The sequence below is a fragment of the Desulfobacula sp. genome, assembly GCF_021107415.1.
On sequence record NZ_JAIOSW010000012.1, the window covers coordinates 1 to 20929 of the forward strand.

Below are 20929 nucleotides of genomic sequence, written 5' to 3' on the forward strand. Positions count from 1 at the left end.
ACGTAAAAAATACGGTAAAAAAGGCGCAAGAGCAAGTTTCCAGTTTTCAAAAAGATAGTCTTTTTTTATACATATTGTACCATTGGTACGAAATTGACAATCGAACGATTTGGCATACCATTTGGTATGCCATTAGGGACAAAGAATATTCTTTTTGTCCCTTTTTGTGTTGGGGAATGAAAAAGAAAAATGAAGACTTCTCTGTTTTATGATATTGAAACCAGCGGTCTAAACCATGCATTTGATCAGATATTAACATTTGCCTGCATCCGAACAGATCTTGAGCTCAATGAAATTGACAGGCAAACAATCACTATCCGATTGCGCAAAGATATTGTGCCTTCACCAAGAGCTTTTTTAACCCACGGTTTAACCTATAATGAGTTAGAACTTGGGATCAGTGAGTATGAAGCAGCCCTTAAAATTCATAAAATATTAAATACGCCCGGTACCATAAGCCTTGGGTATAATTCATTGGGATTTGATGATGAGTTTCTAAGGTTCTTGTTTTATCGTAACCTTTTGGACCCCTATACGCATCAATACAGCAATGGGTGCTCAAGGATGGATATTCTGCCCGTCACTGTTATTTTTAGGGTGTTTCATCCAGATAGTTTGAGGTGGCCTCAAATTGATGGGAAGCCGAGTCTAAAACTTGATTTGATTTCCCTGGAAAATAATTTTGTGACATCAGGCAGGGCCCATGAAGCATTGAATGATGTTGAAGCTGTTATTCAACTGAGTAAAATATTGTTTCAGCAAAAAGATATCTGGAAATATTCTCTGGATTTTTTTAATAAGACAAGAGATAAGTTAAGAATAAATAGTATTGAAAAAAGCATTAATATTCAAAATATGCAATTTAAGGCCTGTCTTATGGTGTCAGCATCTTTTGGGTCAAAAGTGAATTATATGGCACCTGTTGTCCGTCTGGGTCAATCGATAGCATATAAAAATCAAAGTCTCTGGTTACGACTCGATGGCGGCGATATTTTAGGTCTGGATGCAGGCCGGGATATAAAAGATACCTTTGTTATAAGAAAGCGCCCTGCAGATGCATTGATTGTATTGCCCGCCCTTGAAAGGTTCTGGGATAGGCTGCCTAGGTCCTCACAACAATCTGCCAAAGGCAATATAGAGAAAATTTGTCATCATTGGGAAAAATTTTTTGAGTTTAACCAGTATCATCGTGAGTATAAATATGCTTTTATCCCCGATATGGACCCGGATGCAGCACTCTATCAGGATGGGTTTTTTTCTGCCCAGGAGAAAAAACAAAGTAATTTGTTTCATAAATCCCCATATCATCAAAAACAAGAAATAACTAAAAAAATAAAAAGTCCAAGGCTAAAAATTTTAGCAACTCGTATTCTTGCACGAAATTTTGAAGACAAAATAAAGCAAACTGATGAGACTGAATATCATCTTCACTTGAACAGGCTGAGTTCTTCTTTGGAAAAAGATCAGATCATCGGATACAAAAATGATATAAAATTTAATTGCGAAAAAGGATTGCAGGAGTTAAAAGAAGTCGAACAAGAGTTTTTGAATCCAAACCCAAATACTAAAAGAATGCTTCACTGGATAAAAGAGTATATAGAAAAGTTATAAATTTATTCTGCTCATTCTTTTTAGTTCATCAATCTGGGCGTCATGAATAAATTTACTTAAGATAGTTTCATAATTACTTTCAAGGCTTAAAATCTTTAAACCCACTAAAGAGTGTGTGCTTGAGTAGTTGGAGTTAATTCTGGCAATTTGAGTCTTTAGGGGAAGAGTGCCGACAGGTTTGTCTTGATCCAGATTGATCAGAACGATTCCAATCACGATTTTTTCATTTATTTTTATTTCACCCAGGGGATTCAAGTTATTATTCCTTTTTTTAGGAACTACGAGACCAAGTCCACCAAGAGAGACATCTCTGATAGAAAAGTCCCTTGAGCTAGAGTATTCAAGATCGTTATATAAAATTTTCCCTTTAATGATATATTTCGTGCTTAGCGGTAAACGAAAAGCGGATCTGATATTGATTTCTTTTGCAGGCAATTCGTATTTCAACAGGACAGCAGGCACATTTGTTTTGTTGGCAAGTGTGAATTGATCAATAAGTTTAAAGTGACTGCATTCTACCCCTACCCTCATTTTTCTGTTTTTATCATGAATAATGGTGGTCAGGTGTAATTCTTTGAAAGCTGTATTTTTTGAAAACGGTGTGAGAGGTTGAGCAATGGTAACCGCCTCATTGCCGAAATCAATATCGTAAATTATGGATGCTCGGGAATAAGGTGATAGAGAACTCATATTTAAAATTATATTCACCCCGACAGAGGGTAAAAATATTTTATTTATATCAAATCCCATTGAGCAAAAATTATTCAGGCAATACCTGAAAAACGGATACTGCCTGAATGAATCCTATAGATCTTATTTTACAGCGTCTTTTAATGCTTTCCCAGGGACAAATTTTGGTACGTTTCTAGCGGGGATATCAATTTCTTTTCCTGTTTGAGGATTTCTGCCTTTTCTGGCTTTTCTATTAGCTGTCTTGAATGTCCCAAAGCCAACCAGTGTAACAGAGTCATTATTAGAAAGAGCTTCTGTAATCGCTTTGATTGTGCAGTCAACTGCAGCCTGAGCTTCTTTCTTACTGTTAAGTACTTCTGAGACCTTGTTGATTAAATCGCCTTTGTTCATCGTATCACTCCTTTTGTTAGGTTTTAGAAATTTCAAAATACTAAAATCTGTCGTTTGAACATTTTTCTAAAATTAAATTATATTGAATCAGCTTTTTAGCGTACGTTACGTCGTTGAGAAGTGCGTGTCAAGTATTTATTCACATTTTTTTTAAAATTTTGTTGCCAGGAGGAAAGAAACATCATAAAATTGATAAAACAGGAGGTAAATATGGATGCAGCGCTGGTTAATCCGTTTATTGAGGGCACTTTGCATATCTTAGATACAACCGCTTTTGTAAAAGTAAAACCGGAACCACCTTTTTTAAAAAAAGATCCAAAAGCTTTGGGGGATATTTCAGGGCTTCTTGAAATTTCAGGTGATCTTTCCGGATCTGCTGCCATCAGTTTTTCTAAAAAAGGTATTCTGGGTATTGTTTCTGCAATGTTTGGCGAGGACATGACTGAAATGAATGAAGAAATTACTGATGCGATTGGTGAGATCAGTAATATGGTAGCCGGTCATGTTACGACAAAAATTGCAGAAATGGATAAAAAAGTAAAAGTCAAGTTCAAAGAGGTTAAAACCGGCCGGGATGCTTTGATAGAGCATGTTGAAGGTGCACAGCATGTCCTTGCACTCCCCTTCAGGACAACCAAAGGTAAGATGGTGATTGAAGTAAGCTATAATTAGTGCCGACCAAAAACCGCCAATTTTCCCGATTACTGCGTTGGGTGATAATTTTAATCCTCGAAATACTCAATGTATTCCTCTGGATAAAATTATCACCCGCCTTGTACTCGTAAAAATTTGCAAGTTTTCGGTCAGACACTAACGTAAATCTCAAAATTAAAAACTAAAAAAGTACCACTGAATTAATTGCTGTCCAAAGAAAATATATACAATTGTTCCTAAAGACAGAAAAGGTCCGAAAGGAATCCTTAAATTTTTTGTGTCTGCCATTTTTGTGTAAACCATGATTGAAATTCCAAAGATGGTACCAAATAATGAACCTGCAAAAATAGTAAAAAGAACTCCTTTAATTCCTGTTGCAGCACCAATCATGGCCAGAAGTTTAATGTCGCCGCCGCCCATTCCTTCTTGTTTCCTTACTAAATAATAGCAAAGAGCGACGGCATATAAACTGCCGCCACCCGCTAAAATCCCCAGAAGCGTATCTTTAATTGTCATTTCAGGCAAGAAATAAAAAGAAGAGGCAAATATCAGAATACCCGGAAGAGATATGATATCAGGGATAATCTGATGGTCAAAATCAATGAAGGAAATGGTGATCAAAACACAAATAAAAACAAACCAGTAAACCATAGCAGGCATGAGGCCGAATTTATAAAATAACACTACAGCAAAGATACCGGTTAGCGTTTCTATTAAAAGGTATCTTATGGATATCGGGTGCCGGCAGAATTTACAATGGCCTTTTAAAAATATATAGCTTAAAATAGGAATATTACAGTAAAATGGAATATCATTTTTACAATTAGGACAGAATGAACCCGGGAAGACAATGGATTTATTTTCAGGTATCCGGTAAATACAAACATTTAAAAAGCTTCCAATACAAGCGCCGAATAAAAAAATGATCAATTCGAGCGGGAAAAAAAAGTCTGTCATAATCATTTCCAGTTTTTCCTTTAAATTATGTTGCTTTCATTTATCGGACGTTAAAAATATTTTTGCAAGGATATTGTAAAAGGTAAAATATGTTTTATTGTAAAGGCACAAATACGAAAGAGCCACAAATGAATGTCAATCACTGAATGCAAAGTTAACAGAGAATTATTTTTCATTCAGTGTTTTTATATGAATAAAGGAGCCAAAATGGCTGAAGCAGATATTGATGATCTAATTGAAATCATAGAAAAAGAGAGTAACATAGAGGATATCCCAACGATTCTTCCCATGATGCCGGTGAGAGATATTGTTGTGTTTACCGATATGCTGCTGCCATTATTTGTCGGGCGGGAAAAATCTATTAAAGCAGTTGAAAAGAGCGTTGAATATGATCGTTATATATTCCTGACAGCCCAGAAAGATTCTGAATTGGAAAAACCAACAGCTAAGGATGTTTATACCATTGGTACAGTTGGTAGGGTTCAAAAAATGATCAAGTTGCCCGATGGCAGGATTAAGGCCCTGGTTCAAGGGATAGCCAAGGCGAAAGTATTGGAATATGTTAAAAAGAGGCCTTTTTTTAAAGTTCATATTGAGTTTTTAAAGGATACAGATCCCCAGGAACTCAATATTGAAGATGAAGCCTTAATGCGGAATGTTCAAGAGGCCAGTGAAAAATTGCTGGCTCTCAAAGGTGAGCTTTCAGGGGATGTAGGAGATTTGCTGTCTCATATTGAATCTCCGGGTAAACTTGCTGATCTTGTTGCCTCCAATATTAATTTAAAGGTCGAGGATGCCCAGATTTTACTTGAAATTATTGATGGAACAGAACGGTTGAAAAAGGTAAATGACCTTTTGGCAAGAGAACTGGACCTTTCAACGGTTCAAGCTAAAATTCAAGTAGAAGTCAAGGATGAGATTTCTAGAAATCAAAGAGATTATTATCTTAGAGAACAAGTAAAGGCCATTCACAGGGAACTTGGGGATAGTGATGAAAAGATTGCTGAAATCAAAGAATTTAGAGCAAAAATTAAAAAATGCAAAATGCCGAAAGACTGTGAAAAAGAGGCCAAAAAGCAGTTAAAACGTCTTGAACAGATGCATTCTGACTCCTCTGAAGCTTCGGTTGTCAGAACGTATCTTGACTGTATAGTTGAGTTGCCCTGGAGCAAGTCAACAAAAGATTTTCTTGATATTCCAAAATCAGAAGAAGTTCTGGATAAGAATCATTTTGGTCTGGATAAGGTTAAAGAAAGAATTCTCGAGTATTTAAGTGTCAGAAAATTAAATCCCAAAAAAAAGGGACAGATTATTTGTTTTGTGGGGCCTCCGGGTGTTGGGAAAACATCGCTGGGACAAGCCATTGCCAAAGCCATGAAGCGTAAATTTCATCGGCTATCCTTAGGCGGCATCCGGGATGAGGCTGAAATCAGGGGGCACAGAAGAACCTATATTGGTTCTATGCCGGGAAGAATTTTGCAAGGGTTAAGACAATGCAATACAAATAATCCCGTATTTATGTTAGATGAAATCGATAAGTTGGGAAATGATTTCAGAGGAGATCCTTCTTCGGCCCTCCTTGAGGCCCTTGATCCTGAACAGAATTTTGAATTTTCAGACCATTATTTGAATATGCCGTTTGATCTTTCCAATGTGCTTTTTATCTTAACCGCCAATGTTTCCGACACGATTCCTTCTGCTCTGCTGGACAGGATGGAGGTGATTAGAATTTCCGGATATACCCGACAAGAGAAGAAAGTAATTGCGCAAAGACATCTTATGCCAAGGAAATTAAAAGATAACGGGCTTATCCGCAGATCTATCCATGTCAGTCCCGGAGCAATGGAGTCGATTATCGCAGACTATACACTGGAGGCCGGCTTGCGGGGGCTTGAAAGAAAACTGGATGCCATCTGCAGGAAGATTGCAAGGAAAATTGCAGAGGGTAAAAAAGGCAGATTTTCAATAACCAAGCAAAGCCTTAGAAAATAGCTGGGGCCGCCACAATATCTTTCTGAACTTGATCAGGAGGAAAGCCAGGTGGGTTTGGCAACAGGGCTTGCATGGACTGAAGTCGGTGGAGAATCCCTTTATATTGAAGTGTCACTTTACCAGGGAAAAGGAGAGCTGCTGGTCACAGGTCAGATCGGTGATGTGATGCAGGAATCAGCCAGGGCCGCCCTTACATATACAAAAGCCAATGCAGACAAATTTGATATAAAAAAAGAAGATATTGACAATAATGATATTCATATTCATGTGCCGGCAGGCGCCATTCCAAAAGACGGCCCTTCAGCCGGAATTGCCATGGCAACCGCACTGATTTCAGCATTTACCGGGCTAAAAGTTAATAATAAAGTGGGTATGACGGGTGAAATATCTTTAAGGGGAAGAGTGCTTCCCATTGGCGGACTTAAAGAGAAAGCCCTTGGTGCTTTAAGGGCAGGTATTGAACATGTGATCATTCCTGAAAAAAACAGGAATGATTTATATGATATGCCAAAGGTTATTAAGAAAAAAATAAAGTTTACATGTGTTAGAGATATTCGGGAAGTTCTTGAAATTGCATTGGAAAAATAGGTTAAGATAAAGTGAAGCTTCTTTGTCTGAGTACAGCAGAACCAGGATGCAGTCTTGCAATTATTGATGGAGATTCCCTTGTCTGTGAAGAATTCTGGGAAGCCAGGCTGACCCATTCCAAACGGCTGGTAAAAATGATTGAGCATATGCTTGAGAAACGAGCCTGCATGGAACTTTTTGATATTGATGCCTTTGTTGCAGCCAGGGGACCCGGCAGTTTTACCGGGCTTCGAATTGGTATCAGTGTGGTCAAAGGATTGGCCTATGCCATGGAAAAACCTGTGATGGGCGTTTCAAGCCTTGATGGTATTGCATTTCGGTTTGTTCATTCGTCAATTCCTGTTTGTGTCATGATGGATGCAAAAAGAAATGAAGTTTATTGTGCAGTCTATCAGTTTGATCATGGCCGGCTGGTATCAAAAACCAGGGAAAGGGTTGTCAGCCCTGAAGATGCCATTGAGATGACAAACGGCGCTACATTGTTTGCAGGATCGGGATCAAAAGTTTTTAAGGATATCATTGAACATAAAGCCGATAACCCGACTTTAGCTCACGATTTTTTGGATTCTATCAGCGCAACTGCGTTGGTACAGTCTCTGTACCTGAAAGAAAATTTTTTAAATGAACCCGAAAATATCCTTACGCCAAGTTATCTGCGACAATCTGATGCCCAATTGCAATTTGCTAAAAAATAAGGATATTGACATGGGAATAGATTCTTTGATACTATGGCAAGGATATAGTCATGGAAAGTAAAATTATGGATAATTCAAAATGGCCGGCACGGGCGGTTTTACCTATCGCGCAACCTGGCCTGATATTTGTTTTTATAACCATCCTCATTACGGGGATGCTTTTTTATTTTGGGTGGGTTTTATTTGCCTGGGTTTCACTGGCAGTTACTTTATTTGTCTGCTGGTTTTTTCGAGATCCTGATCGTGATATCCCCGCTGATGAGAAAAGCCTTATTTCTCCTGCTGACGGGAAGGTGATCATTGTTGAAAAACAGGAGAAATGTGACTATTTATCCGACCCCTGCATCAAGGTCAGTATTTTTATGAATGTGTTTAATGTTCATGTGAATCGAATTCCTTATGATGGGGTGGTGCAAAAGGTTCAATATCATCCCGGGAAGTTTATGAATGCCTCGTTTGACAAGGCATCCACGCACAATGAGAGAAATGCATTAATTATTAAGACGGCTAATGATGCAGATTATGCAGTGGTCCAGATAGCCGGATTAATTGCCAGAAGAATCGTTAATTGTGTTAAAAAAGATGAAAAGATCAAAAAGGGAGATCGATATGGTATGATCCGGTTCGGTTCCCGTCTTGATTTATATTTACCCTGTGATTTTGATGTTGCCGTCAGTGTGGGTGACAAAACAAAAGCAGGCGCAACTATTATTGGATATATGAAATAAGGTCCGAAATAAGGCCCGAGATAGAGGCGGGTAGATAAGGTATGCAAAAGCAGAATCTTAAAAAAAGTATTTATATTCTTCCCAATTTATTTACATCCATGAATTTATTTTGCGGATACTATTCCATTACTGCATCTGTTCAGTTAAGATTTGTGGATGCAGCCATTGCCATATTAATTGGTGGTGTGTTCGATCTGTTAGACGGTAAAATTGCCAGGGCGACCAATACAACCAGCAAATTTGGTATTGAATATGATTCTTTGGCCGATCTGATTACTTTTGGATTGGCACCGGCTCTTTTAATGTTTTTATGGGTACTTGAGTCTACGGGCAGGCCGGGTTGGTCTGCTACATTTTTATTTGCCATATGCGGTGCATTAAGGCTTGCCAGATTCAATACCAGCACTTCATCCAGCAGTGATTTTGAGGGCTTGCCTATCCCGGCTGCTGCTGCAATGAATGTTTCTCTGGTCCTTTTTTTCTCCCGGCTTCAGATAAGTCCGGAATCCTATAAGCTGATTTTTCTGGTACTCATGTTCGGTCTTTCTTTTTGCATGGTGAGTTCGTTTAGATATAAAAGCTTTAAAAAGGTTTCTTTTTTTAAAAGCATGAAATTTAACAGGCTTGTAGGGCTCATTCTTATTCTTGTCGCCATTGCTACTGAACCTTATATACTGTTGTTTATTGTATTTTCAATATATGTGATTTCCGGTCCTTTTTTAACTTTGATTTATCATTCATCATCAAAAGATGACAAAGAGACTCAAATTGATAAAGGATTTTACAAATAATAGCTTAATCATATGGAGTGAATTTTAGTTTGGAGCAAATACCCATTACAAAACAAGGCTACGCTGTCTTAAAAAAAGAACTTGAAAGATTAAAAACAATTGAACGGCCTGAAAATATCAAGGCAATTGAAGTGGCCAGGGCTCATGGTGATCTGTCGGAAAATGCTGAATACCATGCGGCAAAGGAACGCCAGTCATTCCTTGAGGGCAGGATCGGTGAAATGGGTTATAAGCTGGGGAATGCAAGAATCATTGACCCTGCAACAGTTCCCAAGGACACTGTGAGGTTTGCAAGCAAGGTGCTTGTAGAAAATCTGGATTCGCAAGAAGAAATAGAATACATGATTGTCGGTGCTGATGAAGCAGATATAAAAAAGGGAAAGATTTCCGTATCTTCACCTTTAGGCAGTGCCCTCATAGGTAAGCAACCCGGAGATGAGGCAATATTACAGGCTCCCGGCGGCAAAAGAGTATATGAGATAATAGACATTCTCTAAACATATTGGAGGGATGAGTTTTGGCAAGAGTTACCATTGAAGATTGTTTGAAAAATGTGGATAATAGATTTACCCTTGTTCACCTTGCAGCAAAAAGAATCAGGCAGGTCAGAGAAGGCGCAGATCTATTGGTAAAATCACACAATAATAAAGACGTTGTTACTGTTTTAAGAGAGATTGCTGCAAACAGGATTGTCGCAAAAAAGAACGAAGACCAGGAAGACGAATAGTACGAGGCAGGAGCTGTAAACAGGCGTGAAAATTAGTCTGAAAAAGAGAATAAATCGTGCCGTGGGAAAAGCAATTCATGACTGGGATATGATTCTTGAAAATGAGCGAATCCTTGTTGGCGTATCCGGTGGCAAGGATAGCCAGATGTTGTTAAATGTTTTATTCTCTTTAAAAAAAAGGGCACCTGTTAATTTTGATATTCTGCCCGTTCATATTGATGCCGGATTTAAAGGATCATTTGCAAAAGATCTGAAACTCTATGTCGAGAATGCATATGATACCCTGAAAATTGAATATAAAGATTATGGTCTGCTTGCCCATTCGGATGAAAACAGGGAAAATCCATGTTTTCTTTGTTCCCGCCTTAGAAGAAAAAGGCTTTTTGAAATCGCAAAAGAGCAAGGCTGTAAAAGGATTGCTCTAGGTCATAATAAAGATGATATTATTGAAACCTTATTTATTAATATCTGTTATGCCGGCAGGATAGCTACAATGAAACCCAGGCAATCTTTTTTTAATGGAGCCCTTGATATAATCAGACCGCTGTCATATGTTGAGAAAAAAGATATTATACTGTTTGGTCAATTATTTGATTTGCCGGAGTTTAAGAATAATTGCCCCAGCGCAAATAAGACAAAACGTGGTGAGATAAGAGGGTTGCTTGAAACCTTATATAAACACAATAAACACATAAAAGGCAATATATTCAGGTCAATGAGTAATATTGCAGTTGATTATCTTTTGGATACTAAAAATGATAGATACTCAAAATCAACCTGATTACAGGAATATCCCAATTGATAAGGTCGGGATAAAGGGTTTGAAATATCCGATTAAAGTTCTGGATAAAGACGCCGGACTTCAATCCACTATTGCCCAGATCAATATGTATGTAGATCTGCCTCACCAGTGCAAAGGGACTCATATGAGCAGGTTTGTTGAAATTTTACATCTGTTCAGGACTCAGGTCTCTTTGAAATCCATAACCAACATCCTCGAAGATATGAAGGAAATCCTCGGCGCTAAATCTTCTCATATTGAAATTACATTTCCTTACTTTATTGAAAAACAATCTCCGGCTACAGGTTCAAAAGGCCTTATGGATTATACCTGCTCAATACTCGGGTCTTCAAACGGGAAAACAAATACGGATATTGTACTAAAGGTTGCTGTCCCCGTCACATCAGTATGTCCATGTTCAAAGGAGATCAGTGAATACGGTGCCCACAATCAACGGGGAGAAGTGCTCGTCAGTACCCGGTTTAAAAAGCTTATCTGGATTGAAAATATTGTTAAACTTGTTGAAACAGCTGCATCCTGCGATATTTTTTCAGTACTGAAAAGAGAAGATGAAAAGTTTGTCACTGAAAAAGCTTACAATAATCCTAAATTTGTAGAAGATATTGCAAGAGACGTTGCAAAAGTACTGATGGAAGATAGCAATATTACCTGGTTTTCCGTAAGTACTGAAAATTTTGAGTCCATCCATAATCACAGTGCTTATGCCTATATTGAAAAGGGCTCTGTTTCTTAATCAAATTTTAAAACATGCAGAATTTAAAGCGGCAACTATCAAGCATTAAACCGGATAATTTGATTTTTAGTTTTTTAGTTTTGACATTCTTTCTTTTGCCCACTGGAACTGCTTCCCCCTTGATTTCCATTGGACTGGCCTCCCTGGCATGGCTGGTTTCAGGAAAGATAGTCCATATCAAGTCAATCATCAAACAATCCTGGTTTTTCCCTGTGATACCTTTTTTAGTCTTACCCTGGATAGGGCTTTTGTATTCACAAAATACAGACCTTGGTATGGATTACGCACTTAAAACAAAATATTGGGTTGCATTATTCATCACAGCCGGGATTACTTTAGATGAGAAAAGATACGAGAAACCACTCTGGGATATTTTGTTTTCTCCACATGCATAGTTCTTTTTTTTGGAGGGATGTTTGACACCCAGATTCTGAATACCGGGACATTGCTGTTTTTATCATTGGCCTACGGAATGTTGAACCATCTGAAAAATCATGTTGAAAAACCCTGTTGAAAAGATTTTTTAGAATTGATTCATAGCTTTTGTTTTTCTGGTTAACCATGATGACATAGGGGTAAAGTCTGTTGTCATTTCCTAAGATATAGCCTGCACGGGTTCTAATCCCTGAAAGTGTTCCGGTTTTAAAATAGTCCTTATCCTGGTGCTTCAATAATGAATGATACGGCATAAATTCAATGAGAATCTTCATCATCTGATTCGGAGAAATCAAGTTTGATCTTGAAAGACCGGATCCTTCTGAAATATTAAGATGATTTAATCCTAAATGTCGTTTTGAAAACAGTTTAAGTGCTTTGATGCCATTTTCAAGGGTGGCTGGTGTCCCATATGTTTTGGCCCCAATGGTTAGCAAAAGCTGATTTGCAATATAATTATTGGAGTATTTTAAAAGTTTTTGTACAATCTCCTTTATTCCAAAAGGAGAGAAAAAAGAAAATTCCTCCCCTGCTTTGACTTCAAATTTTCCCTGCAAAACAGACCCTGTGATTTTAATATTATTTTTTTCAAAAAAATATTTAAATAAAAGACCCGGATACAAAAGACTCTGCTGTTTTGAAAGAATAATTCTGCCCTGGTTAAGCTTTGTTTTTTTAATGTCTTCATGAAAGATGGAAAGTAAAGGTGTCTGAGGTTCTCCACTGACAAATTTTTTTTTCTGAGGATTCCATTTAAACTTGATGGTATTGAAATTAGCGCATAAGGACCCAACAGGAGCATCATAGGGATTTAAAGAGTTTCCTTTGCCCGGGATCTGGATTTTTTCTGAGAAATACGTCTGATCAAGAATGATATGATGAATCAGTTTTGTTTCTGATTTTGAAATTATTTCATGACACAGCTGTTCAATAACTTCAGAAGTGAAAAAAGGATCTCCAAATCCTTTGATATAAAGATCCTTTGAATCTGTATCAAAAAAATAGTCTGTTGGAAAACGATAGTCTTCACCAAGGATATTAATGGCAGCAAGACTGGTCAGGATTTTTAAAATTGAGGCTGGAATAAATTGCTTTTCCCTGTTTTGACCATAGAGTATTTTTCCTTGATCGTCCGCTAAAAGAATCCCTGTGTTCAGGCTTTTTGCATAGACACAGGGGCTGATAGATAACCCTGTAATACAAATAGTTAAAAAAAGTATAAAAATTATGAGTATTTTTTTGTCAACCATTATCAGAATAAAAGGCTTTATACCCAAGATGTGTCATGAATACATCAGCCTTGCTTGATACTTCAAAGGGTGAATGCATTGAAAGTATTGCAGGTCCGCAGTCAAGAACGTTCATTCCTGATTTTGCAAGAAATTTGGCAACTGTTCCGCCACCGCCCTGGTCAATTTTTCCCAGTTCCCCCGTCTGCCAGACAATTTTATTTTTATTGAACATCTGTCTGATTTTACCCACAAACTCTGCACTGGCATCACTTGATCCGGATTTTCCACCCACGCCGGTAAATTTTGTCATACAGATACCAAATCCCAGCTTTGCAGCATTCATTGCCTCATGGACATCTTTAAAGTCAGGGTCCATGGCAGCATTCACATCAGCTGAAAGACAAGAGGAGTTGATTAAAGCTTTTCTAAGGCAGCGGTTGTCTGTATTCTGCCCTTTGATAAAGAGCAGGTCAGACATAAAGTCTTCAAGAAAATTTGATTTTGCACCACTGCTTCCTTCACTGCCGATCTCTTCTTTATCAAAAAATAAGGCAATGGCAGTTTTATTCGGGTGTTGTGTATCAAGGATGGCTTCAAGACTTGTATAGGCACATATTCTGTCATCCTGGCCATAGGAGCCGATCATTGATCTGTCAAATCCCACATCCCTTGCCTTTTCAGCAGGTACTGCCTCAATTTCCGCACTGATGAAGTCTTCTTCAGTAAACCCGTATTTTTCATATAAAAGATTTAACACACCCAATTTAAATCGGTTTTTTTCTTCATCATTGCCCAAAGGGATGCTGCCTGCAATAAGATTTAACTTTTCACCTTCAAATACTTCTGATAATTTTTTGTTTGCCTGGGTTTTACCTGCAAGGTGCGGTAAGAGATCTGTAACAGTAAAGACCGGATCATCAGGGTCTTCACCAATGGTAATATCAATTGTTTCATTATGGGATGTTATGATGGTTCCGTGGAGTGCCAGAGGGACAGCCAGCCAATGATATTTTCTAATACCACCATAATAATGCGTTTTCATCAACCCTATACTCAAGTCCTCATATACGGGGTTCTGCTTTAAATCAAGCCTGGGTGAATCAATATGGGAGGCAATGATATTGGCGCCTGAAACAAGAGTTTCTTTTCCCAAGATAGCCAGGGCCACACACCGTCCCTGGAAAATTTTATAAACCTTTTGGCTATTCTTTGGTTTTTTTGTTAACAGGGTATCAATATCAACAAAACCTTTAGCCGTTGCAATCTGAACAATTTGTCTGGCTGCTTCTCTTTCAGTCTTGGATTGATTTAGGAAATTTTTATAGCTTTCACTGAATTTAAAAAGTTCTGTTTTCTGCTTTTTAGTCAGTTGATCAAAAACCAGGATTTCTTTTTTCAGAATAGTCTTTTTTATCTTTTTTAGCTGGGTTTTATTCATTTGAATTAATCCTTATCACTTAAATAATTGAAAAAAATCATGAAATATTGCTTTAACTCTGTGTTTTATATTGAGCGTTTCCCATTTGTCAGGAAAGGCAATGGGACTGAACTCAATCTGAACCTCATAAAGAAAAATACTTTTCTCCTCATTGTAAGTGTTTTTAAGAATATTTAAAGGGGTAATAATGACACCCTCATAGCTGATCACTGTGTCAACATCTTTTGTTTTCACTGATTTCAGACCATTATTTACCAAAATGGTTTTTAAAGAATCATCTCTAATCCGTTTTTCGACTGATATCTTCGATTCCCCCGGGGCGGCAGAAATTACTCCTGTTGCAGAGATTTGAGAAAATTTTTCCGCTCTAAAATCATTTTTTGCCGGGATCATCATCAAATTATCATCAATTATTCTGTTACTTGATGATTTGACATCATATCTTATATAATAGGTTTCAATCCCTTCATAGGCATGTATTGTATTGCTGGAAGCGGTAAGCATCATTATAGGGATCAGCAGTAATATAATCAATAAGTGTTTTTTGTAAGTATCAGGCATGGTTTTTGTATGTATTTTATTCAGATTAAAGTTAATAACAAATCCTGACGATTTCTATCAGTATCATGAAAAATTGTCAGGAATCAATGTAAAATGGTTTAGTCACCTGTTTGATTGTTTGACATAATCATTAAAATGGGGAAGGAAAAATGAAAAAGCTAAGTATTGTTTTATTGGGATTTTTTGTGTCGGTATTGTTTTTTTCAGGATGCACCAGTGTTATCTCCTCTTCCACTGCCGGCGGCCCGGGTAAAGTATTAGGCTCTCCAGGCGGTGAGATGGATGGTCATAAAATCATTTCATTTTTTGTGATTGGCAAAGGGCTTGAACCTGAAAATGCCCTTTCAAAAGGTGAAGCCGTCCTCATGGCCGAAAGAGCTGCTGTTGCAGATGGGTATAGACAGCTTGTGGAAAAAATTCGTGGTGTTTATGTGGATGCATTTATGCGAGCCGGGCGTGGAACTGTAGATTATGATACAATTCAAGTTCATACTCAATCATGGCTTAGGGGTACTGAAATCATGGAAATTTTTCAAGGTGAATATGGAATTACAAACGCAAGGATGCGTTTGAGAATTAATTTTTCAAAAAATGGTATGATATGGTGGCCGGTGGGTATTGGAAGAGATGCAAAACCAATAGTTTCTTCTATTCCATTAGATAGTGAAGCATCCTAAAATTATTTTATGAATAACAAATTATTTTTTTAGATAATTTTGAAATTAAATTCCATCTATTTGGAGGGAACCGTGAAGTTGCTAAGGGTATACAATAAACCGAACAGAATTATTCCACTCATTTTCTTCACGCTCTGTATATTTATCTTTATCCCTTCAACAATTTGGAGTGCAGGGTATCAGGAACAAAAATTGTTTAGCGCAGATTTTTATTCCTCAAAAGATCTAAAGAAAAAGTTTGAGCATTACACTAAAGAGATTATAGTATTTAATGATCAGATAAAGGCCCTTCAAACAGATATCGACTGGTTGGTATTGAAAACAAATCAAATGCATGATTCCGGGCGAACTATACCCTCAAAATTGAAAGAAGCCATTCCAAAAAAACAAAAAAAGCGGGATGCATTGCTTAAAAGCAAAAATAGACTTGAACATCTGGTTCGGAATTATTCTTCAATTTTAGAATCAAGCAAAAAAGAAGCAAAAGTTAAAACAGAAGATATTACATCTGAAATGGGCTCATACGAATATAACGATATCAGCAAAGCAAAATTGCAGACTGCGATTAATCAAGCAGGGTTAAGTGACTGGGTGGAAATTATTGGAGGAGGAACTTGCCTCAGGATGGAAACAATATTGCCTATTCTCTTCCCCACAGGCAGTGCCAAAGTCGCAAACCAATACAAGTCCTTTTTTAAAAGCCTTGCAGATTTATTAAAATCATATGATGTGAAAATTTTTGTAAGAGGCTATGCAGATACCGTCCCGATTCATAATAAAAAATATCCATCTAATTTCGAACTTGGTGCAACAAGAGCGGCAAATATTGTTCATCAGCTTGTGAGTTATGGTGTGAAACCTTCGATATTCAAGATAGAATCTACAGGTAAATACAGATTCGTAACCAAAGGAATGTCCAAGCAAAAATCTTTTGAGAGAAGAGCTGAACTTATAGTTGTTTTTTCAGGATAGTAAGTTTTTATTATTGATTAATTGTTTCCCTAAATCAGACCAGCTACTGGTAATACCGGCCTTTTTTAGCCGGTAACGCAATTTCCCCTTCGAGGGGGCTTCATCATACCTCCGACTATTCAGAAAATCGGTGACTTTCTATTGACAAGTGTCAACTATGTCAAGCGTTTTATCATTCTCGGTTCCTGAGAAATCATTTGACTTTTAAAAATTGATTTAATATAAGGTTCACATCATGAACGATGCTAAGGACAATGAAATAAGTCTGAATCTCCTCAAGCTTTTGAAAAATAATCCTGAGCTGACCCAGAGACAAATGAACAAAGAAATGGGAGTGAGTCTCGGAAAAATTAATTATTATATTTCAGAGCTTGTAAAAGAAGGTTTAATAAAAATTGAAAAATTCAAAAAAACTGAAAAAAAATCAAGATATTTATATCGTCTCACTCCTGAAGGATTGGAGGAAATTGCAAGGTTAACCCTTAGTTTTTTGAGTATACGAATGAACGAATATAATAGAATAAAAAAAGAGATAAAGCATCTTTCAGAATATATTAGTAAAATTGATCCGGATTTTTACAATGATTCCAGGTTAATGGAGGATCTGAAAAAACACAAAGTTGATTTGTATTTCAAGTAAAAACTTTGTATTTTCAATTTGTTACATAAGCTATAGGATGTAACTGACAGTGCGGAGCTATATTTATTGTAAAAAACTATGATTCAAGGCAAACAAAAAACAGTACAGGATGTTTCATATGAAGATTATCCAAAACAGAGTGTCGCACTTGATAATCTGTCTTTAAAGTTTATGAAACAATCCCTGTTTATTCCCATCTCCCTGGAAAAGAACCTGCTTAAGATTGCCATGGCAGATCCTTTGGATCAGTATGTAATGGATGCCTTAAAACTTTCCTATGGGTATGATATTGAAGTTTTTAAAGGTGATTCAGAGGATATTCTTGATTCCATAGACCGGTTATACGGCAGCGGCAGTCAGTCCATAGAAAATATTATTGAAGAAGCAGGAAAAGAAATTTATGAGATTGAAATCAAAGATGGGGATAATATTGAGAATCTCAAAGGCATGGCTTCAGAGGCACCCATCATACGGCTGGTGAACCGGTTGATTGTTAATGCAGTCGAGATCCAGGCAAGTGATATCCATTTTGAACCTTTTGACAAGGTGTTCAAGATACGGTATCGAATTGACGGGGTTCTTCACGAGATCGAAACACCTCCCATACGGTTACAGGCAGCCATCATTTCCAGGGTCAAGATAATGGCTAAACTTGACATTGCCGAGCGCCGTTTACCTCAGGACGGCAGCATTAAGTTGAAGATTGCCGACCGGGAAATCGATTTCAGGGTATCTACTATTCCCACCCTATACGGTGAGAGTCTGGTAATGAGAATCCTTGACAGGGAATCTCTTAAACTGGATCTTAAAAAATTAGGTTTTCCAAAAGATATTTATGATAAATATCTTGAACTGATCCACCAGCCATATGGAATGATTCTGGTGACAGGCCCCACGGGAAGTGGGAAAACATCTACCCTTTATACCACCCTTGCCATGATCAATTCATCTGAGAAAAAGGTGATCACCCTTGAAGATCCAGTGGAATATCAGCTTTCAGGTGTTAATCAGATACATGTAAAACCCAAAATCGGACTCACATTTGCAGCAGGCCTTCGTTCCATCGTCCGTCAGGACCCGGATATTATTCTTGTGGGTGAAATAAGAGACCATGAGACAGCAGAAATATCCATACAATCCGCCCTGACAGGACATCTTCTTTTCAGTACACTTCATACCAATGATTCAGCAGGGGCCATTACAAGACTCATGGATATGGGAGTTGAAAATTTTCTTTTAAGTTCCACTTTGCTGGGAATCCTGGCTCAGAGGCTTGTCCGGGTTATATGTCCTGACTGCAAAGAAAGATTCAAGCCGGAAAAACGGTTGCTTAGTTTAATGAACCTGTCGGACCTTGAATTGTCTCAAATGCAATTTTTTCATGGTAAAGGGTGTGATGCATGTCATCATACGGGATTCAAGGGGCGAACCGCTATCTTTGAATATCTGCCGGTGAATGAAGTGATTCGAAAAGAGATCATCAATAAATCAAGTACGGAAGCGATCAAAAAAATCGCCATGGAATCCGGTGTTCGAACATTAAGAGAAGATGGCTGGAAAAAGGTGAAAAAGGGTGTAACCACAATTTCCGAAGTTCTCAGGGTGACACTGGAGATCTAAAAATGCCTTTGTACTCATATACAGCTGCTGATACTTCCGGAAAAGTCACCAATTCGCTCATTGAAGCTGAAAATGAGAAAGGGGCTGTTGCCCTTCTTCAGGAGACCGGATTACTTCCCATCAGAATTTGGGAAGCATCACAGAAAGCATCAAAAGCTTCCGGTTTTTTCTCAAAAGATATTACATCTTTTTTCCAGAAAGTTTCTCTAAAAGATGTCATGCATTTTACCCAGGATCTTTCCGCACTTCTTGAGGCTGGACTGCCTGTTGACCGTTCCCTTAAAATACTTTTTGAAGCCACGGAAAATTTAAGATTCAAAGAAATTGTTAAGGAAATACTCAAGGCGATTGAAGGCGGAAGTGATCTTTCAGAGGCCATGGGACGTCATCCCAAGGCGTTTTCCAATTTTTATGTCAATATGGTTAAGGCTGGAGAAGCCGGCGGCATATTAAACAAAGTGCTTGAACGGTTAGGACTGTTTCTTGAAACCTCCCAGGAACTAAAAGACTTTGTTAAATCCGCAATGGTCTATCCGCTGTTTCTTTTAGGTGTTGGAGGCTTATCGATTATTGTTTTGATGACTTTTGTTATTCCAAATTTTGCTGTAATTTTTGCTGATATGGGCGATGCCATTCCCTGGTCAACAAAGCTGTTGTTAGACTTGAGTGCAGCTTTTCGATCCTATTGGTGGGCCATGATTCTGGCAGCATTTGTTTTGTTTTTTTTAATTGTCAGGTATTTGAAAAGTGAAAAAGGCGGAATTCAATTTGATGCCCTGGAAATGAGATTGCCTTTGATCGGGGGTCTGATCAAGAAGATTGAAGTGGGGAGAATAACCAGAACCCTTGGAACACTTATTGAAAATGGTGTGCCCATTTTAGATGCCATATTGCTTGTAAAGGATATAGTGAATAACAAAACCATAGCAAGATCAATGAGCAGTATTTATGACAAAGTTAAAGAGGGGGAGAGGCTTTCCCAGCCTTTGAGCAATATTGATATCTTCCCGTCTTTAGCCATTCACATGATCAAGGTGGGAGAGGAAACTGGAAATTTGTCTGGAATGCTGTTAAAGGTGGCTGATAATTATGATAAAGTGGTTAAAAATCTTGTTAAAAGACTTGTCAGCCTAATGGAGCCTGTGATGATTCTGATTATGGGTGTGGTCATAGGATCTATTGTCGTTTCCATGCTGATGGCTATATTCAGCATGAATGATATATCTTTGTAAAAATTATGTTGATAAAATCTATTTAAAGTTAAAGAAAGAAAATGAAAAATAAAAAAGAAAAAAGACAAAAAGGATTTTCACTGATTGAGCTTTTAATCGTAATGGTGATTATTGGGTTGCTTGCTTCCCTTGTAGGGCCTAAAATGTTCAGTAAAGTCGGTAAATCAAAACAAAAATCTGCCAAAGCCCAGATCTCGATGTTTGAAACCTCGTTGGATATGTATCGACTTGATATGGGTAAGTATCCTGCCACAGATGTGGGTCTTACCGCCTTAAGAACAAAACCGGATGATAATGAAAAATGGGACGGGCCTTACCTTCCAAAACAAATTCCTTTGGATCCATGGGGCAATTCCTATCATTATGAATCACCTTCCGAACATGGTGATTATGAAATTATTTCTTATGGTTCAGACGGAACCGAAGGCGGAGAAGGAGAGGAGCAGGATATCGTAAGCTGGAAGGATCTTGAAAAAGGTTAAACCATACGGGTTTACGCTTATAGAGCTTATTGTTGTTCTGGTGATTGTAGGGCTTCTTGCAGGGCTGGTCATGCCTCGGGTTTTTGGTACCTTAACCCATGTGGAACTTCGATCAGCAGCCAGAAACACGGTTTTTATTCTGCATCAGGCAAGGGATCTTGCTTATTATAAAAAAAAGTATATTAAGGCATCTTTTAATCTGGACACTGGGCATATAACCCTTTTAACCTATCAGAGTAAAACTGCAGAAGGAAATGACTCTTTTGCAGGCCCTGAAAT

General features: G+C 37.8%; 24 protein-coding genes and 1 pseudogene. 18 read left to right on the forward strand and 7 right to left on the reverse strand.

What is annotated here, in order from left to right:
- Both K8S13_RS00470 and K8S13_RS00475 read left to right on the forward strand, forming a co-directional pair.
- A partial coding sequence (locus K8S13_RS00470) for a hypothetical protein (protein ID WP_291459636.1) occupies window positions 1-212 on the forward strand: 212 nt, incomplete at its 5' end.
- On the forward strand, window positions 190-1611 hold the full coding sequence (locus K8S13_RS00475; RefSeq protein ID WP_291459637.1) for an exodeoxyribonuclease I: 1422 nt from the start codon (window positions 190-192) through the stop codon (window positions 1609-1611). The genes K8S13_RS00470 and K8S13_RS00475, both read left to right, overlap by 23 nt.
- On the opposite strand, the gene K8S13_RS00480 is transcribed toward K8S13_RS00475, so the two are convergent.
- Together K8S13_RS00480 and K8S13_RS00485 are read right to left on the reverse strand one after the other, a co-directional pair.
- Complete coding sequence (locus K8S13_RS00480; RefSeq protein ID WP_291459638.1) at window positions 1606-2301, reverse strand: PilZ domain-containing protein; 696 nt, start codon at window positions 2299-2301, stop codon at window positions 1606-1608. The genes K8S13_RS00475 and K8S13_RS00480 overlap by 6 nt on opposite strands.
- A 123-nt stretch (window positions 2302-2424) precedes the next feature.
- Window positions 2425-2694, reverse strand: a complete 270-nt coding sequence (locus tag K8S13_RS00485) for an HU family DNA-binding protein (protein ID WP_291459639.1) — start codon at window positions 2692-2694, stop codon at window positions 2425-2427.
- A 210-nt stretch (window positions 2695-2904) separates the two neighbouring features.
- Here K8S13_RS00485 and K8S13_RS00490 point away from each other — a divergent pair, with 210 nt between their 5' ends.
- On the forward strand, window positions 2905-3366 hold the full coding sequence (locus K8S13_RS00490) for a chemotaxis protein CheX (protein WP_291459640.1): 462 nt from the start codon (window positions 2905-2907) through the stop codon (window positions 3364-3366).
- Window positions 3367-3522: 156 nt separating this feature from the next.
- On the opposite strand, the gene K8S13_RS00495 is transcribed toward K8S13_RS00490, so the two are convergent.
- Window positions 3523-4305: an A24 family peptidase gene (locus K8S13_RS00495; RefSeq protein ID WP_291459641.1), complete on the reverse strand. Its 783-nt coding sequence runs from the start codon at window positions 4303-4305 to the stop codon at window positions 3523-3525.
- A gap of 207 nt (window positions 4306-4512) precedes the next feature.
- Here K8S13_RS00495 and lon point away from each other — a divergent pair.
- From lon to folE2, 8 genes and pseudogenes are all read left to right on the forward strand, one after another.
- Window positions 4513-6885 (forward strand): annotated as a pseudogene (gene lon / locus K8S13_RS00500) (endopeptidase La).
- 11 nt (window positions 6886-6896) lie between these two features.
- Window positions 6897-7580 (forward strand): tRNA (adenosine(37)-N6)-threonylcarbamoyltransferase complex dimerization subunit type 1 TsaB, encoded by a 684-nt coding sequence (gene tsaB, locus K8S13_RS00505; protein ID WP_291459642.1) that lies wholly within the window; start codon window positions 6897-6899, stop codon window positions 7578-7580.
- 50 nt (window positions 7581-7630) lie between these two features.
- Window positions 7631-8308: a phosphatidylserine decarboxylase family protein gene (locus tag K8S13_RS00510; protein ID WP_291459643.1), complete on the forward strand. Its 678-nt coding sequence runs from the start codon at window positions 7631-7633 to the stop codon at window positions 8306-8308.
- 41 nt (window positions 8309-8349) lie between these two features.
- Complete coding sequence (pssA, locus tag K8S13_RS00515) at window positions 8350-9099, forward strand: CDP-diacylglycerol--serine O-phosphatidyltransferase (RefSeq protein WP_291459644.1); 750 nt, start codon at window positions 8350-8352, stop codon at window positions 9097-9099.
- Between the two features lie 29 nt (window positions 9100-9128).
- Window positions 9129-9596 (forward strand): transcription elongation factor GreA, encoded by a 468-nt coding sequence (greA, locus tag K8S13_RS00520; RefSeq protein WP_291459645.1) that lies wholly within the window; start codon window positions 9129-9131, stop codon window positions 9594-9596.
- 20 nt (window positions 9597-9616) lie between these two features.
- Window positions 9617-9826 carry a DNA-directed RNA polymerase subunit omega gene (rpoZ, locus tag K8S13_RS00525; RefSeq protein ID WP_291459646.1) on the forward strand — a complete coding sequence of 70 codons (210 nt, stop codon included), beginning with the start codon at window positions 9617-9619 and terminating at the stop codon, window positions 9824-9826.
- Between the two features lie 25 nt (window positions 9827-9851).
- The gene (locus K8S13_RS00530) at window positions 9852-10607 is read left to right on the forward strand and encodes an ATP-binding protein (RefSeq protein ID WP_291459647.1); all 756 of its coding nucleotides are present in this window, start codon (window positions 9852-9854) and stop codon (window positions 10605-10607) included.
- A complete protein-coding gene (gene folE2, locus K8S13_RS00535; protein ID WP_291459648.1) occupies window positions 10582-11361 on the forward strand; it encodes a GTP cyclohydrolase FolE2 in 780 nt (259 codons plus the stop codon). Before K8S13_RS00530 ends, folE2 begins: the two co-directional genes overlap by 26 nt.
- A 7-nt stretch (window positions 11362-11368) precedes the next feature.
- Here the strand turns inward: folE2 and K8S13_RS00540 are convergent, their stop codons facing one another.
- From K8S13_RS00540 to K8S13_RS00555, 4 genes are all read right to left on the reverse strand, one after another.
- On the reverse strand, window positions 11369-11551 hold the full coding sequence (locus K8S13_RS00540) for a hypothetical protein (RefSeq protein ID WP_291459649.1): 183 nt from the start codon (window positions 11549-11551) through the stop codon (window positions 11369-11371).
- Between the two features lie 145 nt (window positions 11552-11696).
- Entirely contained in the window at window positions 11697-13046 is a 1350-nt protein-coding gene (locus K8S13_RS00545) for a D-alanyl-D-alanine carboxypeptidase (RefSeq protein ID WP_291459650.1), read from the reverse strand.
- Window positions 13039-14466, reverse strand: coding sequence for an aminopeptidase (locus tag K8S13_RS00550; RefSeq protein ID WP_291459651.1), 1428 nt, complete (start codon window positions 14464-14466; stop codon window positions 13039-13041). The genes K8S13_RS00545 and K8S13_RS00550 overlap by 8 nt, the downstream gene beginning before the upstream one ends.
- Before the next feature lie 15 nt (window positions 14467-14481).
- On the reverse strand, window positions 14482-14973 hold the full coding sequence (locus K8S13_RS00555) for a hypothetical protein (RefSeq protein ID WP_291459652.1): 492 nt from the start codon (window positions 14971-14973) through the stop codon (window positions 14482-14484).
- Window positions 14974-15176: 203 nt separating this feature from the next.
- Between K8S13_RS00555 and K8S13_RS00560 the strand changes: the two genes are divergently transcribed.
- From K8S13_RS00560 to K8S13_RS00590, 7 genes are all read left to right on the forward strand, one after another.
- On the forward strand, window positions 15177-15704 hold the full coding sequence (locus K8S13_RS00560) for a hypothetical protein (protein ID WP_291459653.1): 528 nt from the start codon (window positions 15177-15179) through the stop codon (window positions 15702-15704).
- 192 nt (window positions 15705-15896) lie between these two features.
- On the forward strand, window positions 15897-16676 hold the full coding sequence (locus K8S13_RS00565; RefSeq protein WP_291459654.1) for an OmpA family protein: 780 nt from the start codon (window positions 15897-15899) through the stop codon (window positions 16674-16676).
- A gap of 235 nt (window positions 16677-16911) precedes the next feature.
- Window positions 16912-17316 (forward strand): MarR family EPS-associated transcriptional regulator, encoded by a 405-nt coding sequence (locus K8S13_RS00570; RefSeq protein WP_291459655.1) that lies wholly within the window; start codon window positions 16912-16914, stop codon window positions 17314-17316.
- A gap of 78 nt (window positions 17317-17394) precedes the next feature.
- Complete coding sequence (gene gspE / locus K8S13_RS00575; RefSeq protein WP_291459656.1) at window positions 17395-18936, forward strand: type II secretion system ATPase GspE; 1542 nt, start codon at window positions 17395-17397, stop codon at window positions 18934-18936.
- Between the two features lie 2 nt (window positions 18937-18938).
- Window positions 18939-20168, forward strand: a complete 1230-nt coding sequence (locus tag K8S13_RS00580; protein ID WP_291459657.1) for a type II secretion system F family protein — start codon at window positions 18939-18941, stop codon at window positions 20166-20168.
- A gap of 41 nt (window positions 20169-20209) precedes the next feature.
- Window positions 20210-20650 carry a type II secretion system major pseudopilin GspG gene (gspG, locus tag K8S13_RS00585; RefSeq protein WP_291459658.1) on the forward strand — a complete coding sequence of 147 codons (441 nt, stop codon included), beginning with the start codon at window positions 20210-20212 and terminating at the stop codon, window positions 20648-20650.
- Window positions 20637-20929, forward strand: a 293-nt coding sequence (locus K8S13_RS00590; protein ID WP_291459659.1) for a Tfp pilus assembly protein FimT/FimU, incomplete at its 3' end; no start/stop codon positions are given. The genes gspG and K8S13_RS00590, both read left to right, overlap by 14 nt.

Bases quoted from the DNA above. Each gene is read 5' to 3' on its own strand.
- K8S13_RS00475 (WP_291459637.1), top strand. From the start codon at position 190: ATGAAGACTTCTCTGTTTTATGATATTGAAACCAGCGGTCTAAACCAT.
- K8S13_RS00480 (WP_291459638.1), bottom strand. From the start codon at position 2,301: ATGAGTTCTCTATCACCTTATTCCCGAGCATCCATAATTTACGATATT.
- K8S13_RS00485 (WP_291459639.1), bottom strand. From the start codon at position 2,694: ATGAACAAAGGCGATTTAATCAACAAGGTCTCAGAAGTACTTAACAGT.
- K8S13_RS00490 (WP_291459640.1), top strand. From the start codon at position 2,905: ATGGATGCAGCGCTGGTTAATCCGTTTATTGAGGGCACTTTGCATATC.
- K8S13_RS00495 (WP_291459641.1), bottom strand. From the start codon at position 4,305: ATGACAGACTTTTTTTTCCCGCTCGAATTGATCATTTTTTTATTCGGC.
- K8S13_RS00510 (WP_291459643.1), top strand. From the start codon at position 7,631: ATGGAAAGTAAAATTATGGATAATTCAAAATGGCCGGCACGGGCGGTT.
- pssA (WP_291459644.1), top strand. From the start codon at position 8,350: ATGCAAAAGCAGAATCTTAAAAAAAGTATTTATATTCTTCCCAATTTA.
- folE2 (WP_291459648.1), top strand. From the start codon at position 10,582: ATGATAGATACTCAAAATCAACCTGATTACAGGAATATCCCAATTGAT.
- K8S13_RS00540 (WP_291459649.1), bottom strand. From the start codon at position 11,551: ATGATTGACTTGATATGGACTATCTTTCCTGAAACCAGCCATGCCAGG.
- K8S13_RS00545 (WP_291459650.1), bottom strand. From the start codon at position 13,046: ATGGTTGACAAAAAAATACTCATAATTTTTATACTTTTTTTAACTATT.
- K8S13_RS00550 (WP_291459651.1), bottom strand. From the start codon at position 14,466: ATGAATAAAACCCAGCTAAAAAAGATAAAAAAGACTATTCTGAAAAAA.
- K8S13_RS00555 (WP_291459652.1), bottom strand. From the start codon at position 14,973: ATGATGCTTACCGCTTCCAGCAATACAATACATGCCTATGAAGGGATT.
- K8S13_RS00560 (WP_291459653.1), top strand. From the start codon at position 15,177: ATGAAAAAGCTAAGTATTGTTTTATTGGGATTTTTTGTGTCGGTATTG.
- K8S13_RS00570 (WP_291459655.1), top strand. From the start codon at position 16,912: ATGAACGATGCTAAGGACAATGAAATAAGTCTGAATCTCCTCAAGCTT.
- gspE (WP_291459656.1), top strand. From the start codon at position 17,395: ATGATTCAAGGCAAACAAAAAACAGTACAGGATGTTTCATATGAAGAT.
- K8S13_RS00580 (WP_291459657.1), top strand. From the start codon at position 18,939: ATGCCTTTGTACTCATATACAGCTGCTGATACTTCCGGAAAAGTCACC.
- gspG (WP_291459658.1), top strand. From the start codon at position 20,210: ATGAAAAATAAAAAAGAAAAAAGACAAAAAGGATTTTCACTGATTGAG.